General features: G+C 42.0%; 14 protein-coding genes. 10 read left to right on the forward strand and 4 right to left on the reverse strand.

The window, feature by feature from the left end:
• Nucleotides 1–2: 2 nt before the first annotated feature.
• The 8 genes from M1F05_RS20735 to trmL all read left to right on the forward strand — a co-directional run bounded on the left by M1F05_RS20735 (nt 3) and on the right by trmL (nt 9,579).
• Nucleotides 3–1,412: a mannose-1-phosphate guanylyltransferase/mannose-6-phosphate isomerase gene (locus M1F05_RS20735; protein ID WP_206085828.1), complete on the forward strand. Its 1,410-nt coding sequence runs from the start codon at nt 3–5 to the stop codon at nt 1,410–1,412.
• 19 nt (nt 1,413–1,431) lie between these two features.
• Nucleotides 1,432–2,862: a phosphomannomutase gene (locus M1F05_RS20740; protein WP_206085826.1), complete on the forward strand. Its 1,431-nt coding sequence runs from the start codon at nt 1,432–1,434 to the stop codon at nt 2,860–2,862.
• Nucleotides 2,863–2,878: 16 nt separating this feature from the next.
• Entirely contained in the window at nt 2,879–4,045 is a 1,167-nt protein-coding gene (locus M1F05_RS20745; protein ID WP_206085824.1) for a nucleotide sugar dehydrogenase, read from the forward strand.
• Between the two features lie 144 nt (nt 4,046–4,189).
• Nucleotides 4,190–5,344, forward strand: coding sequence for a polysaccharide export protein (locus tag M1F05_RS20750; RefSeq protein WP_206085816.1), 1,155 nt, complete (start codon nt 4,190–4,192; stop codon nt 5,342–5,344).
• A gap of 5 nt (nt 5,345–5,349) precedes the next feature.
• Complete coding sequence (locus tag M1F05_RS20755; protein ID WP_206085814.1) at nt 5,350–5,778, forward strand: protein tyrosine phosphatase; 429 nt, start codon at nt 5,350–5,352, stop codon at nt 5,776–5,778.
• A gap of 35 nt (nt 5,779–5,813) precedes the next feature.
• A complete protein-coding gene (locus M1F05_RS20760) occupies nt 5,814–7,892 on the forward strand; it encodes a polysaccharide biosynthesis tyrosine autokinase (protein WP_206085805.1) in 2,079 nt (692 codons plus the stop codon).
• An 18-nt stretch (nt 7,893–7,910) separates the two neighbouring features.
• Nucleotides 7,911–8,933: a UDP-glucose 4-epimerase GalE gene (gene galE, locus M1F05_RS20765; protein WP_206085796.1), complete on the forward strand. Its 1,023-nt coding sequence runs from the start codon at nt 7,911–7,913 to the stop codon at nt 8,931–8,933.
• Nucleotides 8,934–9,075: 142 nt separating this feature from the next.
• Nucleotides 9,076–9,579, forward strand: coding sequence for a tRNA (uridine(34)/cytosine(34)/5-carboxymethylaminomethyluridine(34)-2'-O)-methyltransferase TrmL (trmL, locus tag M1F05_RS20770; protein ID WP_206085996.1), 504 nt, complete (start codon nt 9,076–9,078; stop codon nt 9,577–9,579).
• Between the two features lie 314 nt (nt 9,580–9,893).
• Here the strand turns inward: trmL and cysE are convergent, their stop codons facing one another.
• The 4 genes from cysE to M1F05_RS20790 all read right to left on the reverse strand — a co-directional run bounded on the left by cysE (nt 9,894) and on the right by M1F05_RS20790 (nt 13,324).
• A complete protein-coding gene (cysE, locus tag M1F05_RS20775; RefSeq protein WP_206085795.1) occupies nt 9,894–10,715 on the reverse strand; it encodes a serine O-acetyltransferase in 822 nt (273 codons plus the stop codon).
• Nucleotides 10,716–10,777: 62 nt separating this feature from the next.
• On the reverse strand, nt 10,778–11,806 hold the full coding sequence (gene gpsA, locus M1F05_RS20780) for an NAD(P)H-dependent glycerol-3-phosphate dehydrogenase (RefSeq protein ID WP_206085793.1): 1,029 nt from the start codon (nt 11,804–11,806) through the stop codon (nt 10,778–10,780).
• The gene (gene secB / locus M1F05_RS20785; protein ID WP_206085785.1) at nt 11,806–12,282 is read right to left on the reverse strand and encodes a protein-export chaperone SecB; all 477 of its coding nucleotides are present in this window, start codon (nt 12,280–12,282) and stop codon (nt 11,806–11,808) included. Before secB ends, gpsA begins: the two co-directional genes overlap by 1 nt.
• Nucleotides 12,283–12,886: 604 nt before the next feature.
• Nucleotides 12,887–13,324: a rhodanese-like domain-containing protein gene (locus M1F05_RS20790; RefSeq protein WP_206085783.1), complete on the reverse strand. Its 438-nt coding sequence runs from the start codon at nt 13,322–13,324 to the stop codon at nt 12,887–12,889.
• Nucleotides 13,325–13,759: 435 nt separating this feature from the next.
• Here M1F05_RS20790 and envC point away from each other — a divergent pair, with 435 nt between their 5' ends.
• Nucleotides 13,760–15,052 carry a murein hydrolase activator EnvC gene (gene envC, locus M1F05_RS20795; protein ID WP_206085781.1) on the forward strand — a complete coding sequence of 431 codons (1,293 nt, stop codon included), beginning with the start codon at nt 13,760–13,762 and terminating at the stop codon, nt 15,050–15,052.
• Between the two features lie 37 nt (nt 15,053–15,089).
• Complete coding sequence (locus M1F05_RS20800) at nt 15,090–16,139, forward strand: divergent polysaccharide deacetylase family protein (RefSeq protein ID WP_206085773.1); 1,050 nt, start codon at nt 15,090–15,092, stop codon at nt 16,137–16,139.
• Nucleotides 16,140–16,172 lie beyond the last annotated feature (33 nt).

The following is a 16,172-nucleotide window of genomic DNA, read 5'->3' on the forward strand; positions in this document are numbered from 1 at the left end:
TCATGTTATTGCCTGTTATTATGGCGGGAGGCTCTGGTAGCCGTTTATGGCCTCTTTCTCGTAGCCTATACCCAAAACAGTTTATTAGCTTAACTAGTAAAAAAACAATGTTGCAAGAAACTGTCGCAAGGTTAGATACTTTAAAACACAAACCACCTATGTTCATTTGTAATGAAGAACATCGTTTTATTGTTGCAGAACAATTGAGACAGGAAAACTTTAAACATAGTGGAATAATTTTAGAGCCGATAGGCCGTAACACAGCACCAGCTATAGCTTTAGCTGCCATACATGCAACACAGGCAGGTGACGACCCATTACTTCTAGTTCTCGCCGCAGACCATGTCATTCAGGATCATGAATCATTTATTGCAGCAATAGAGGAAGCAGTGGAGGCTGCAGAGCAAGGAAATCTTATTACGTTTGGCATTGTGCCCACAAGTCCAGAAACTGGTTATGGGTATATCAAAACAGGTGATTGCGTAAACAATCACACTTTCACTGTTGAACGCTTTGTCGAAAAGCCTGATTTGACTACAGCCGAAAGTTACTTTACAAGTAAAGAATACCTTTGGAATAGCGGTATGTTTTTATTCAAGGCATCTTGTTATCTTGATGAACTGAAAAAATACTGTCCCGATATACTGAGGTCGTGTGAATCAGCAATGCAAAATGCACATCACGACTTAGATTTTATCCGTATCAGTTACGATATTTTTAATTCATGCCCAAATAACTCTATCGATTATGCCGTCATGGAACATGCAGAAAACGTATTGGTTGTTCCTATGGATGCGGGTTGGAGTGATGTTGGCTCTTTTAGCTCACTTTGGGAAGTATCCCCCAAAGATCAAAAGTCCAATGTAATCATTGGTGATGTCCTTACAGAAAATACAACTAATAGTTATATATACTCCCAAAACAAGCTTGTCTCTACCGTAGGGATAGACAATTTAGTTATTGTGGAAACAAAAGATGCCGTCTTAGTCGCAGATAAAAATAATGTACAAGATGTAAAAAGTATTGTTAATCAACTAAAAAATGCTGGTCGCCCTGAATGTGAGCAACATCGAGAAGCCTATCGTCCATGGGGTACACATGATGATATTGCAGAAGGTCAGCGCTTTCATGTCAAACATTTAAAAGTAAAACCGGGTGAAAAAACTGCATTACAGATGCATTATCATAGAGCCGAGCATTGGGTTGTAGTACAAGGTACTGCACAAGTAACCAATGGTGATAAAATTTATATACTCAGTGAAAATGAATCAACCTATATTCCTATAGGTTCTCCTCATAGAATTGAAAATCCTGGAAAAATTGATTTACATCTAATAGAAGTTCGCTCTGGTAACTATTTACAAGAGGACGATATTATTAGACTAGAAGAATATAATAATAATCGTCCTTAATAATACGGTTTTAATAATCATGATGAATAGCTCTGATATAATCAAAAACTCAAAAATTCAATTCGGTACTAGTGGCGCTCGAGGATTAGTTACTCAATTTACCAATGAATCCTGTTCTGCATTTACCCATGCATTTATTAATAGCGTAAAAAATAAATTTGATTTCAAACAAATAGCAATCGCCATAGATAACCGCCCAAGCAGTGAATTTATTGCTACCGCTTGTATAACAGCGATAAAGCAACAAGGTATAGAACCTCTATATTATGGTGTCATCCCAACACCTGCGCTTGCATATACTGCAATGAAAAATAATATTCCTTGTATCATGGTGACGGGAAGTCATATTCCATTCGATAGAAATGGACTAAAGTTTTATCGACCAGATGGTGAAATCACTAAAATTGATGAGGTCGCTATTTTAAATAATAACTCGCAATTTGAGATACCAGATGTTATTCCACAGATCTTATCTATAAATACACTAGCGGCAGAAGAGTACCTCAATCGGTATTTGTCTATTTTTAATAGAGATTTACTAGCTGGTAAGCGTATTGGTATTTATGAGCATTCTAGCGCTGGGCGTGATATATACCCAATTTTATTCAAAAAACTTGGCGCTGAAGTTGTTTCTCTAGAACGCACTGACCAATTTGTTCCAATTGATACTGAAGCTGTGTCTGAAGAGGACAAAATAAAAGCCAAAAATTGGTCAAAGTTACACAAACTTGATGCTATTTTCTCTACAGATGGGGATGGAGATCGCCCACTTGTAGCTGATGAGAATGGAGAATGGCTACGTGGGGATATATTAGGTTTGTTATGTGCATTAGAGATGAAAATAGAAGCATTAGCAATCCCTGTTAGCTGCAATACTATCATTTCATCTCATAAATCTTTCAAGTGCGTAAAACAAACTAAAATTGGTTCCCCTTACGTTATTGAAGCATTTTCTGATTTAGCTAAAAACTATGAGAACATAGCGGGTTTTGAAGCTAATGGTGGTTTTCTTTTAGGTTCTAATATTGAAATTAATGATAAGAAATTATCTGCACTACCAACCAGAGATGCGGTGTTACCCTTTTTGATGTTGTTATCTGCAGCAAAAGAGAATGGTATCTCTCAATTAGTTAATTCATTACCGCAACGCATTACCTTTAGCGATAGAATACAAAACTTCGCAACAGAAAAAAGTAAATCTATCATTAAAAAAGCTCAAGAAAACCCAAAACACTTACTGCAACATTTAGGCTTTGGTGACGAACAACTACTAAATTTGAATACAATTGATGGGCTAAGAATAACATTATCAAATGGTAATATTATTCATCTAAGACCATCAGGTAATGCACCGGAACTAAGGTGCTATGCCGAAGCTAATGATCACCAAACCGCACAGTCCATTGTGCAACAATCACTAAAAAATATTCAAACTTTCTCTGAAAATTAATCTACTTGGTTCACATATGAAAATAGCAATCGCAGGAACCGGCTACGTCGGCCTATCTAACGCCATGTTACTGTCACAACACCACGAGGTGGTTGCGCTGGACATCATCCCTGAAAAAGTGGCGATGTTAAATAATCATCAATCACCGATTGTTGATGCCGAAATTGAACAGTTTTTAACGGAAAAAGCACTTAATTTCCGGGCGACGGAAGACAAAGTCGCCGCTTATAACGGTGCACAATATGTGATTGTTGCGACACCTACCGACTACGACCCAAAAACCAACTATTTCAATACCAAATCGGTAGAATCCGTCATTCATGATGTGAATGAAATTAACCCCGATGCGACGATTATCGTAAAATCGACCATTCCTGTCGGTTTTACCGCACGTTTGCGGGAAGAATTTGGCTACACCAACGTGATTTTCTCCCCTGAATTTCTACGTGAAGGCCGCGCATTATGGGATAACCTGCACCCGTCTCGTATTGTGGTCGGTGAGCGTTCTGAGCGCGCGCAAATTTTTGCAGACTTGTTGCTCGAAGGTGCCATCAAAAAGGATGTTCCCGTGTTATTCACGGATGGAACGGAAGCCGAAGCCATTAAGTTGTTCGCTAACACTTACTTAGCGATGCGCGTAGCCTACTTTAACGAACTCGATACTTACGCAGAAAGCCGTGGTTTAAATGCCCGTCAAATTATTGAAGGGGTATCTTTAGACCCACGTATTGGCAGCCATTATAATAACCCATCATTCGGTTACGGCGGTTATTGTTTACCAAAAGATACCAAACAGTTATTAGCCAATTACGATGACGTGCCAAACAACCTGATTAATGCGATTGTGGAATCGAACCGTACCCGTAAAGACTTTATTTCCGATGCTATTATTGCCAAAGCACCACGCAAAGTGGGGGTCTATCGCTTAGTGATGAAAGCCGGCTCTGATAACTTCCGTGCCTCTGCGGTGCAAGGCATCATGAAGCGCATCAAAGCCAAAGGCATTGAAGTGGTGGTGTATGAGCCTGTGATGAAAGAAACCGAGTTTTTCCGTTCAAAAGTGGTCAATGACTTAGCGGAATTTAAAGCCCAGTGCGACATTATTTTAGCCAACCGTATGGTGCCTGAAATCGAAGATGTGGCCGATAAAGTCTATACTCGTGATTTATTTGGTAATGATTAACTTAGTTATTATTATCGCAATTTTTGCCAAATTTCGAACATCAATATAAACTGCTCTCATTTGTAGTTATATGTATAAGTGGGAATGATGATATCCATCATCACTTATACCTTATCTAATCATTTTTTATCATAGGATGGTACCGTGCTTAGGAAGCGTCTCCCACTTACACTATTAACAATCAGTATCTTATTGACAGGCTGCACCGTCACCCCCGGTGCCTATGTTTCGACCTCGGGCAAAAATGTGGTTGATACGGGTGACCGTGATATAACCAAATTGGTCGATATTTACCCAATCTCACCAAAATTGTTGGATGATATGTATACCGCACCAACTATTGCCAAACCGAATGCACAGTTAGAAAAACAGCTGACTCACTATGAATACCGCGTGGGTGCTGGTGATGTATTAACCATCACAGTATGGGACCACCCTGAACTGACTATCCCTGCGGGTTCATACCGTAGTGCGCAAGACTCTGGTAACTGGGTACATTCCGATGGCACCATCTACTACCCGTATATCGGTAAAGTTAAGGTTATCGGTAAAACTGTCACGGAAATCCGTACCTTAATCAGCAACCGCTTAGCGACATATATTGAATCCCCACAAGTGGATGTCAGTATTGCCGCCTTCCGTTCGCAAAAAATGTATGTGTCTGGCGAAGTCGCCAAACCGGGTACATTACCTATCACTAACGTCCCACTGACTATTTTAGAAGCCTTTAATAATGCCGGCGGCTTAACCGAAAAGGCCGATTGGGATAATGTGGTTCTTACCCGCAATGGCAAAGAAATCAAAGTGTCATTACAAGATTTGGTTCAGTACGGTGATTTAACCCAAAACTACCTAATGCTGCCAGGTGATGTACTGTATGTGCCACGTAATGATAGCCAAAAAGTATTTGTGATGGGTGAAGTCGGCCAGCCAACCACGCTAACCATTGACCGTGCGGGTATGAGTATTACTGAAGCCCTAAGCAAAGCGAGTGGCCTTAACCAAACAACCGCCAATGCAACTGGGGTATTTGTTATCCGCCCAATTAAAAACCAGCCAGCGGAAGACAAAGAACTCGAAGCACTGCTACCGAAAAAAATGGCCGCTGTCTATCAGCTAGATTTATCGGATGCAACATCACTTGTGATGGGAACTGAATTTAAATTGCAGCCTTATGACTTAGTGTATGTGACTGCGGCACCAGTTGTGCGTTGGAACCGTCTGATTACCCAGTTGTTACCAACTATCGCTTCATATAATCAGTTAACCGAAGGTACCAAGCGTATTCACGATTGGTAATCTATATGTTTAATAATATTCTTGTTGTTTGTATGGGAAATATCTGTCGCTCTCCTACTGGGGAGCGTTTATTGCAACAGCATTTTCCCGGAAAAACTGTTCATTCGGCGGGTATTATCGCCAAAAATGATATGCCCGCTTATGACAGTGCCATCCGGATTGCTAAGCAACATAGTCTTTCCCTTGAAAACCATCAATCACGTCGGTTAACTAGCGAATTATGTAAAAAAACCGACTTAATCCTAGTGATGGAAAACGACCATATTGCTAAAATCCACCAACAGTTTCCTGAAACCCGCGGCAAAGTGATGTTATTTGGGCAATGGATCAATAAAACCGAGATCCCTGACCCGCACAAACGCAGTGATGAAATGTTTGAACATGTTTACCAGTTGATGGAAAAAGCCGCGATTGCTTGGCAAGGCAAAATTTAATTTTATTTATTGGATGACTTAACATTTAACCTATTATGAACACAACAAAAAATAGCTCCCCTGCCTCAGATGAAATTGATCTGCTCGCTCTGTTTAAAGTTTTGAAATCCAACACCATTAAAATTGGGTTTTTTACTGTGTTTTTTGCAGCTGTTGCAGTGGCATATAGCCTCTTGGCAACGCCAATTTACCAAGCTAATGCGACCTTACAGTATGACAAATTAGGCCAGGTTTCATTACTCGACCAAATGAGTGATGTGATGCCATTTGGTAACAGCAATAACCAAGTGGACTCAGAAATCGAAGTGATTAAGTCCCGCATGGTATTGGGCAAAACCGTTGCAGACCTCAATTTAGACACCCAAACAGCCCCTGAAGGCTTTATCAGTAAATTACTTGGTGAAGTAGCACCCGTTCAGGTTGACCTGTTCCAATTACCTGAGAACCTGATTGGCCAGCCATTTACCCTGACTTATTTAGGGGATAATAATTATTCCCTAAATGTGGACGGCCAAGTGTTACAAGGTAAGGTGGGTGAAGTTCTGAAACAAGATGAAATTAACCTATTAATTTCCAGTTTCGCAGCTGAAACTGGTGAAGAGTTTTCACTGGTTAAAAATGCCCGTTACTCCACCATTGAGGATTTACGTAATACTTTGACTATCGCTGAAGTGGGTAAAGGTACCGGTATTATCAGCTTAGCCATTAAAGGTGCGGATCAAGTTGAGAATGTAGAAATCCTCAATAGTATTATTCAAAATTATGTTGACCAAAATACTGAACGAAAGAAAGAGGTGACCAATAATACCTTGATTTTCCTGGATGGTTATCTACCTACTGTCAAAACCAAATTAGATAACTATGAAAACCAGCTCAATGCATTCCGTAAAAAAAATGAATCTATTGATCTCTCATTAGAAGCCAAGGCCGCATTGGATACTGCACTCCAAGTTGAAGAAAAACTTAACGAACTCACTTTTAAAGAAGTAGAAATACAGCAGCTGTATACTCGTAACCATCCCGCTTATCAGTCGCTACTTGATAAGCGCCAGCAACTGTTACGTGAAAAAGAAAAAATCAGTAAAGCTATCCAAAAACTGCCTAATACCCAGCAAGAAATCGTTCGCTTAACCCGTGATGTTGCCTCCGAGCAAGCGATTTATACTCAACTAGTAGCCAAACAGCAAGAGTTGAATGTATTAAACTCTGGTATCACTGCCGATGTACGTATTATCGACTCCGCTGAGTCTCAGCCCAAACCAGTAGCTCCTAAAAAAGCACTGATTGTTGTACTCGCCACAATCCTTGGCTTTATTGTTGGCTGTGCTTATGTGATTGCCCGTGAGTTCTTTAATAACAAAATTAAAAGTACTGAAGATATTGATGCATTGGGTGTCAATGTCTACGCCACCATCCCATTCTCTACCTATGAGAAAAAACTGATTGAGGCGGGCAATAAGAACCCATTAGCGATAGAAAACCCAGCGGATACCGCCGTTGAAGCTATCCGTTCATTACGTACCAGTGTTTATTTCTCGGTCATGAACCAAGGTAATAACCTAGTGATGGTGACCAGTGCATCTCCTGGGGTGGGGAAAAGTTTTGTCACCTCCAATATGGCAGTGGTACTGGCTAACGCAGGTAAAAAAGTATTATTAATCGATACCGACTTACGTAAAGGCCGTTTGCATAAAGCTTTTGCCTTAAGCAACAAAGCTGGGCTATCCGAATATTTATCACAACAAAGTTTAGAGTCCCCTACCATTCACAGCAATGTGATTGAAAACCTCGATGTGATTTGCCGTGGTAAAAATGTTACTCACTCCTCTGAGTTATTAATGGGTGAGCGCTTTAAGCAGTTACTGGATAAAGTCAAAAACCAATACGACATTGTGGTGATCGATACCGCACCAATCTTAGCTATCACTGACTCGGCGATTATTGGTAAATATGTCGGCACTTCACTGCTAATTGCGTTCTATGGCGTGAATACCGTAAAAGACGTTGACTTATCACTCAAACGCTTTAAGCAAAATGACATCGAAATCACTGGTGTGATATTAAATGGTATCGACGCAAGATCTGACGATTATAACTATCACTACGAATACTAAGAATCAGGGATAATATTGATGAATAATCAAGTTCTAGTCACCGGCGGTCTTGGCTACATTGGTAGCCATACCTGTGTGCAAATGATCCAGCAAGGAATGCAGCCGATTATTTTAGATAACCTGCATAACGCTAACCTTGAAGTGCTTAACCGTATTGAAGCGATTACAGGCACAAAACCCGTATTTTACCAAGGTGATGTGCGCGATAGCCAAATTTTAGACGCCATTTTTGCTAATCACCAAATTCATTCAGTGATCCACTTTGCAGGCCTTAAAGCCGTGGGTGAGTCGGTTGAAAAACCAATTGAATACTATGATGTTAACGTCAATGGCACACTGGTATTAGTGGAAAGCATGAAAAAAGCGGGTGTAAAAAGCCTGATTTTTAGCTCTTCTGCTACAGTATACGGTGAGCCTGAGCATATTCCATTAACGGAAGACGCTTCGGTGGGTAATACCAATAGCCCGTATGGTACCAGCAAGTATATGGTTGAGCGCATTTTGACTGACTTAAATATTGCAGATAGCGAATGGTCTATCTCATTACTGCGCTATTTTAACCCTGTAGGTGCTCATAACTCAGGTTTGATGGGGGAAGACCCGAATGGTATTCCAAATAATCTGACACCATTTATTGCGCAGGTCGCGGTAGGTCGCCGTAAAGAGCTCGCGGTGTTTGGTGGAGACTACCCAACTAAAGATGGTACGGGTGTGCGTGATTATATCCATGTGATGGATTTAGCAGATGGCCATATTGCTGCTTTAAATAAAGTTAGTCAGCAAGCTGGCCTACATATCTATAACCTAGGAACAGGGACTGGGACAAGTGTCTTGGAAGTCGTTGCTGCTTTTGAAAAAACAGTCGGTAAACCCATCCCTTATACTATTTCAGCACGTCGTCCTGGTGATATTGCAGAATACTGGTCAACGCCAGCGAAAGCACAACGTGATCTAGGTTGGACAGCAAAATACTCCATCCAAGATATGGCTGATGACGTTTGGCGCTGGCAGTCCATGAACCCAAATGGTTATAAAAGCTAACCTCAATTAGCAACTTTAAAAGCGCGCCTCTGTGGCGCGTTTTTTGTTTTTAGCACGCAACTAAAAGTTCCACATGAAAACAAACCCATTTGCGCGTACACTCTTCCCATCATTTTTATCATCACAATATCAGTTAAACGCTATGCCACACATTGTTTTATTCGAACCTGAAATACCACCAAACACGGGTAATATCATTCGCCTCTGTGCCAATACGGGCTTTAGTTTGCACCTTATCCACCCGCTCGGGTTTACGTGGGATGATAAACGCCTGCGCCGTGCTGGGTTAGATTACAGTGAGTTTGCCGATATCAAACATCACCATGATTATTATGCATTTTTGAAAAGTGAAGGGCTAAACCCGGATAATAACCAATCTGAAAGTGGGGCGCGCGTGTTTGCCTTAACCACCAAAGGTAAGCCAAGCCACAGTAATGTCAGCTATCAAGAAAATGACTATTTAATGTTTGGCCCTGAAACGCGCGGGTTGCCACCTTATGTGCTCGACAATATGCCAATGGAGCAAAAAATTCGCATTCCAATGTTGGCCGATAGCCGCAGTATGAATTTATCCAATTCAGTGGCCGTGGTGGTGTTTGAGGCATGGAGGCAGTTGGGTTATCCAGGAGCTCTACTAAAAGACTAGAATTACTCAATATACCTCAAGCGGTATGAGTGTGGCTTCACGCCAATACCCAAGCTACATACCGCTCGAATTATTTAGAGGATAGCTCTAAACATAAGCGAGATATATCCATGAAAGAGACAGTTATTAAACAATCTAAGCAACCCACTAATGCACCACTGGATAATATCGATGAAACCACTTATTTATTACGTTCACCCGCTAATGCCGAACATTTAAATAAATCGATTACTCAGTTTAAAATGGGAAATATGTTTAAAAAAAACATACTATTGAAGAATAGCAACTCACTATCTTTTACGCCTACCTACAACTCAAATCCCGTCCCCATTTTCAAAACCCCAAATACTACCATTAAAGTTTTGATCCATTTCTAAGGATGGCTTATCGCTGGTTGGTTTGCCAACAATGCGTGCAGGAACCCCCGCCACTGTGGTATGAGGAGGTACAGGGTGAAGAACAACCGAACCCGCGCCAATTTTTGCGCCGCGGCCGATTTCGATGTTGCCTAAAATTTTTGCCCCTGCCCCAATCATTACCCCTTCCCTGACTTTGGGATGGCGATCGCCACAGGTTTTGCCTGTCCCGCCAAGGGTAACCGACTGTAAAATCGACACATCATTTTCCACGATGGCGGTTTCACCAATCACAATACCCGTTGCATGGTCGAGCATGATGCCACAACCAATACGAGCAGCAGGGTGAATATCCACACCGAAAGACACTGATATTTGGTTTTGTAGGTAAACCGCGAGTGCTTGGCGGCCTTCTTTCCACAACCAATTGCCTATGCGATAGGCTTGCAAGGCGTGGAAACCTTTTAAGTACAATAATGGAGTGGAATATTTATCAACGGCAGGGTCACGTAGGCGAACCGCAGCTAAGTCCATAGCCGCAGAGAAAATCATACTTTCGTCATTGCGATAGGCTTCTTCAACGATTTCGCGCACTTCCAGAGCAGGCATGATAGGCGAGCTGAGCTTGTTCGCCAGCATATAGCTGAGCGCACTGCCCAAGTTGTCATGCTTTAATAATGTCGCGTTAAAAAAACTGGCTAGGAGTGGTTCGCAGTCAGCAAGCGACTTCGCTTCTTCTTTAATGAAGCCCCAAATTCTATCCAATTCTTCACGCGACATAATCACTCACCTATCTATTTTTATATTTACCCTATTATGTAACTTAACCAGACTAATTTTTATTAATCCTGCAGTTTTGGCATATCTGCAATTTCATCTTTCGTCGCTCGGCCTAATAGCGCTTGCGCCGCCTCTAACACATTTTTATGACGGTAAAGGATTTGATAAATTTGCTCTGTAATTGGCATTTCGACACCCGCGCGTTCAGCGAGTGCACGGACTTCTTTGGTATTTCTATATCCTTCAACCACTTGGCCAATCTCTTTTTCCGCTTCTTCAACGGTAATACCATCGCCGAGCATCATGCCAAAACGGCGGTTGCGGGATTGGTTATCGGTACAGGTTAACACAAGGTCGCCTAAGCCTGCCATTCCCATAAAGGTTGCAGGGTCTGCTCCCAAAGCTGCACCTAAACGGCTCATTTCAGCTAAACCACGGGTAATCAATGCAGTACGTGCGTTTGCCCCAAAACCCATGCCATCAGAAATCCCCGCACCGATTGCGATGACGTTTTTTACTGCGCCACCCAGTTGCACCCCAACCATATCTGGGTTTTTATAAACACGGAAACTTTTGCCACAATGGAATAATTGTTGTAAATCATCACCAAATTGGCTGTCGCTCGCCGCTACAGAAATTGCCGTTGGTAAACCTGCGGCTAATTCTTTTGCAAACGTTGGGCCAGATAATACCGCCAGAGGAATTTCATTGCCTAATACCTCACGTGCCACTTCTTGCAACAAACGGCCAGTATCCCTTTCTAAGCCTTTCGTTGCCCAAATAATGCGGGAGTCAGGTCGTAAATAAGGTTGGATTTGTTTGAGTACATCACCAAAAACATGGCTCGGTACGACTATCAAGATATTGGGACTCGCCTCAACGGCGCGTTTTAAGTCCGTTTCGAGAGATAAACTATCAGGGAAAGAAACGCCAGGCAAAAACGCCTGATTGCTGCGATCTTGTTCTAATTGATGAATGTGTTTTGGGTCATGGCCCCATAACACCACCTGATGTGCATTACGTGCAAGTGTAATGGCTAAAGCGGTGCCGTAAGAGCCGGCACCGATCACTGTCATTGAAGCAGTATTCATTAAGCGTCCTGTTGAACTTCTGAGTTCTGCGCTTGTTCACCTTGTTGCTGCTGTAAATAGTTCATGAACAGTGCATCAAAGTTAACTGGCGCTAAGTTCAATTGTGGGAATGTGCCACGGCCCACTAAGCTGGTGATCGCTTCACGTGCATATGGGAACAGAATGTTCGGGCAGTATGCACCTAAGCAATGCGCCATTTGAGTGCCTTCGATACCTTCGATAGAGAAAACACCGGCTTGCTGGACTTCACACAGGAAAGCGGTTTCTTCACCTAAAGTTGCTGTCGTAGTGACACGTAAAACAACCTCATAAACGCCTTCTGACAGCTGAGTTGAAGAAGTATCTAAATCTAATTTAATTTCTGGCTGCCATTCTTGTTGAAAGATGTGCGGCGCGTTAGGTGCTTCAAATGAAACGTCTTTTGCGTAGATACGTTGAATTTGAAAAACCATTTCTGAGTTGTTTTGTTCTGACATAGTTTATGTACCTTTAACTTCCATATGAATTTTCCCTGTTATTCTTTGAGCTACAGGGGTGTTCGCTGCATTGCGCTACCCAAGTCACATACTGATGTATGCTCCTTGGATATCTTCACTTGCTGCCTACCTGTAGCCCAAATAATTTAAGGGAAACCCTGTTATTCTGAGCTACTGGGATGTTCGCTGCATTGCGCTACCCAAGTCACATGCTGATGTATGCTCCTTGGATATCTTCACTTGCTGCCTACCTGTAGCCCAAATAATTTAAGGGAAACCCTGTTATTCTGAGCTACTGGGGTGTTCGCTGCATTGCGCTACCCAAGTCACATACTGATGTATGCTCCTTGGATATCTTCACTTGCTGCCTACCTGTAGCCCAAATAATTTAAGGGAAACCCTGTTATTCTGAGCTACTGGGATGTTCGCTGCATTGCGCTACCCAAGTCACATACTGATGTATGCTCCTTGGATATCTTCACTTGCTGCCTACCTGTAGCCCAAATAATTTAAGGGAAACCCTGTTATTCTGAGCTACTGGGGTGTTCGCTGCATTGCGCTACCCAAGTTACCTATTGATATAGGCAGCTTGAGGTAACGGTAACTACTTCTTACCACGAGCCAGTGGAAGGTTTTCACCTGCCCAACCAGCAATCCCTTCTTTCAGGACAAAGACTTTTTCAAAACCGTGTTGCACGAGTTGCTCTGCGGGTTTGTTTGATTCCATGCCACTTGCAGAAACGATAATCACAGGTTTCTGTTTGTGTTTATCTAACTCACCTAAATTATTATCTTTAATTTCAGACGGCGTTAAATTAATAGAATCAATGATATGGCCTTTACGGAAGTCGTCACGAGAACGCAAATCCACAATAACCGCTTCTTCTTTATTAATCAGTGTAATCGCTTGTGAGCGAGCAATCACTTTCGTTTTAGAAAAGAGGCCTTTAAAGGTCATGACGACCACAGCAACTAATAGCGCTATCCAAACCAGACTCAATAACATGTTCCGGCTTACAAATTGCATGATTTCTTGGATCATGGGGGGCAATCACTCCCGTTAGTTAAAATCGAATATCAAAGGGTTCAGAGTATACCTGTGTGTTGAGCTAATTACAGCCAATTCACGCAAACTACTGTGTTTTTTTTGCGGTAATGTACGCAAAATTAATACCATTTTACTGAAAAATAGAATTTCTTTCTCAAAGCGGTACGCAAATATTTTACCATAAACATGCCTAAACGGGACTAACCTGTAGATTAAATAGGCGTTCAATAATAAAAAACCGTTCAAAACTAGCTATACAAAATAAATCAGTGATAATAAAACTATATTATTTGACTTAATTAGCCTTTGTTTCAGGGCAAAAGTCCGAATTTATAAGTGTTTTCAATACTATTTATTAGAGAGTGCTGGAAACCATCACTTGCAGATGAAATAATCAGTTATTGCATTTAATTGAGGTGATCTATCACAATGGCCAATACACAATATCGAATGAAAACAACATTTCTTCGTCAGGCTATTACATCCGCCCTACTTGGTTTAGGGCTCTTTGCGCTTGCCCCTACACATACCGCTTTCGCAAACCAGATCACTGAAAATAAAGGGCAATTACACGATTTACTCAAAAGTATTGCTGAAAAAGAAAAAAGTGTTAAAGAACAGCAGGCTAAGCGTTCTAACTTACTGGAACAGCTCAAACAGCAAGAACAAAGCATTTCCGCTGCGGGGCGTAGCTTACATGAAACACAAAACCAATTAAAACAGCTAGATAAAGAAATTGTTTCCTTAAATAGCAATATCAAACAGCTACAAACTAAGAAACAACAACAAGAAAAAATGCTTGCAGATCAGCTCGATGCCGCTTTTCGTTTAGGTAAACACCAAGGCCTAACCCTGATGTTTAAAGGGGAAGAAGGCCAACGGGAAGAGCGTATCTTGGCGTACTATAGTTATTTAAATCAAGCGCGTGAAAAAAACATTGTTGCACTTGAAGAAACAACTAAAGAGCTACAACAACAAAAACAATTAGAACAAAAAAAACAGGCGGAACAAAAAAGTACACTTACCCGCCAACAACAAGAGAAGCGTAAATTAGATAACGCCCGAGCCTCTCGGCAAAAAACCCTGACAGCCCTTGAAAGTACCTTAAAAGAAGATCAAAAAAATCTCGCGGTTTTAAAACAAAATGAAGCAAGGTTGCGTGACAAAATTGCTCGTGCAGAACGCGAAGCCAAAGCCAGAGCCGAACGCGAAGCCAAAGAAGCGGCACGTATTCGCGCCCAAGTGGCAGAAAAAGAACGCCAAGCAAAACAGAAAGGGGCGACTTATAAACCTTCTGAAAGTGAGCGATCACTTATGTCCCGTACAGGTGGTTTAGGGCGTCCCGCAGGCCAAGCCATATGGCCAGTTCGTGGCTCCCTACTTCACAATTATGGCGATGTCATTTCCAGTGAACTACGTTGGAAAGGCATGGTTATTGCCGCCAATGAAGGCACACAAGTCAAAGCCATTGCAGATGGTCGCGTTTTACTGGCAGACTGGCTACAAGGTTATGGCCTTGTTGTGGTCGTTGAGCATGGTAAAGGTGACATGAGCCTGTATGGTTATAACCAGAGTGCCTTAGTCAATGTGGGCCAAGAAGTTCGTGCTGGCCAGCCAATTGCTCTAGTCGGTAGCAGTGGTGGTCAAGAGCGACCATCCTTGTACTTTGAAATTCGCAGGCAAGGTAAAACTGTTAATCCTCGCCCATGGTTAGGAAGATAACCCAGAAAACTTAAAATCAAACGATTAGGATGAAATTATGTTGAAGCGCTTACCCTTTAGATTATTCATTAGTTTACCGCTGTTACTGATGAGCCTGCAGGTGAGCGCCGCAAAACTCGCGATAGTTATTGATGATTTTGGCTATCGCGCTAAAGAAGATAACCAAATTTTAGCACTTTCCCCCGCGGTCACGATTGCGATTTTACCCAGTTCGCCCCATGGCCGTGAAGTGGCGGAAAAAGCCTACCAGCAAGGACGGGATATTCTGATCCACATGCCCATGAAACCATTGAGTAACCAGCCCTTAGAAAAAGACACTCTCGCCCCCTCAATGAGTGCGGCGGAAATTGACCGTATTATTAAAAATGCTATTTCCCGTGTACCCCATGCAAAAGGCATGAATAATCATATGGGTAGCGAAATGACATCCAACCTGCCAGGTATGCGTAATGTGATGCAGAGCCTGTCGCAATCAAATTTATTTTTTCTCGATAGTGTGACTATCGGCAATACCCAGGCAGGAAATGCCGCAAAAGAATTTGGCGTCCCAACACTGCGCCGTAACATCTTTATTGATAACCACCAATCAGAAGAAGAAACACGTACCCAACTAAATAAAGCCGTTGCTTATGCGCGAAAACACGGTAGCGCTGTAGCGATAGGTCACCCGCATCCCTCTACTGTGCGTGCACTGCAAAAATATTTGCCACAACTGCCCGCTGATATCGAACTGGTTGCAGTAAGTGCATTGGTTAACCCTCAAGATCCTGCAAAGCAACCTGTGACATCACTCAGAATGCTCTCTGAAGAAGCACAGAAAAAACCTGAGCAACCTAAAGAGAAACAGCCTGACAGTGAGCAGCCAAAAGCACCAGAGTCAACTGAATCGATTGAAAGCAAACCAGAAGATGGACTTATTGTCGAAGAGTTAGGCATTTGTGAGGTCACAATACCTGAAACGAAATTACAAGGTATCGATTTAATTATGTCGATTGTCGAAAATATTTATCAAGACAAAACATTGCAACCATTGCTTAAACAAGAAGCGCCAACGAAAAAGCGCATGCTTTTTAAAACCGAATCTTAGAGGTTAGCTCCCACATACATCATTCCCTTCTGA

This window comes from Providencia sp. PROV252 (genome assembly GCF_033676005.1).
Classification (GTDB): domain Bacteria; phylum Pseudomonadota; class Gammaproteobacteria; order Enterobacterales; family Enterobacteriaceae; genus Providencia; species Providencia vermicola.

What these genes read in the sequence shown, in the direction of transcription:
- M1F05_RS20735 (WP_206085828.1), top strand. Translation starts at nt 3, where the DNA reads ATGTTATTGCCTGTTATTATGGCGGGAGGCTCTGGTAGCCGTTTATGG.
- M1F05_RS20740 (WP_206085826.1), top strand. Translation starts at nt 1,432, where the DNA reads ATGATGAATAGCTCTGATATAATCAAAAACTCAAAAATTCAATTCGGT.
- M1F05_RS20745 (WP_206085824.1), top strand. Translation starts at nt 2,879, where the DNA reads ATGAAAATAGCAATCGCAGGAACCGGCTACGTCGGCCTATCTAACGCC.
- M1F05_RS20755 (WP_206085814.1), top strand. Translation starts at nt 5,350, where the DNA reads ATGTTTAATAATATTCTTGTTGTTTGTATGGGAAATATCTGTCGCTCT.
- M1F05_RS20760 (WP_206085805.1), top strand. Translation starts at nt 5,814, where the DNA reads ATGAACACAACAAAAAATAGCTCCCCTGCCTCAGATGAAATTGATCTG.
- galE (WP_206085796.1), top strand. Translation starts at nt 7,911, where the DNA reads ATGAATAATCAAGTTCTAGTCACCGGCGGTCTTGGCTACATTGGTAGC.
- trmL (WP_206085996.1), top strand. Translation starts at nt 9,076, where the DNA reads ATGCCACACATTGTTTTATTCGAACCTGAAATACCACCAAACACGGGT.
- cysE (WP_206085795.1), bottom strand. Translation starts at nt 10,715, where the DNA reads ATGTCGCGTGAAGAATTGGATAGAATTTGGGGCTTCATTAAAGAAGAA.
- gpsA (WP_206085793.1), bottom strand. Translation starts at nt 11,806, where the DNA reads ATGAATACTGCTTCAATGACAGTGATCGGTGCCGGCTCTTACGGCACC.
- secB (WP_206085785.1), bottom strand. Translation starts at nt 12,282, where the DNA reads ATGTCAGAACAAAACAACTCAGAAATGGTTTTTCAAATTCAACGTATC.
- M1F05_RS20790 (WP_206085783.1), bottom strand. Translation starts at nt 13,324, where the DNA reads ATGATCCAAGAAATCATGCAATTTGTAAGCCGGAACATGTTATTGAGT.
- envC (WP_206085781.1), top strand. Translation starts at nt 13,760, where the DNA reads ATGGCCAATACACAATATCGAATGAAAACAACATTTCTTCGTCAGGCT.
- M1F05_RS20800 (WP_206085773.1), top strand. Translation starts at nt 15,090, where the DNA reads ATGTTGAAGCGCTTACCCTTTAGATTATTCATTAGTTTACCGCTGTTA.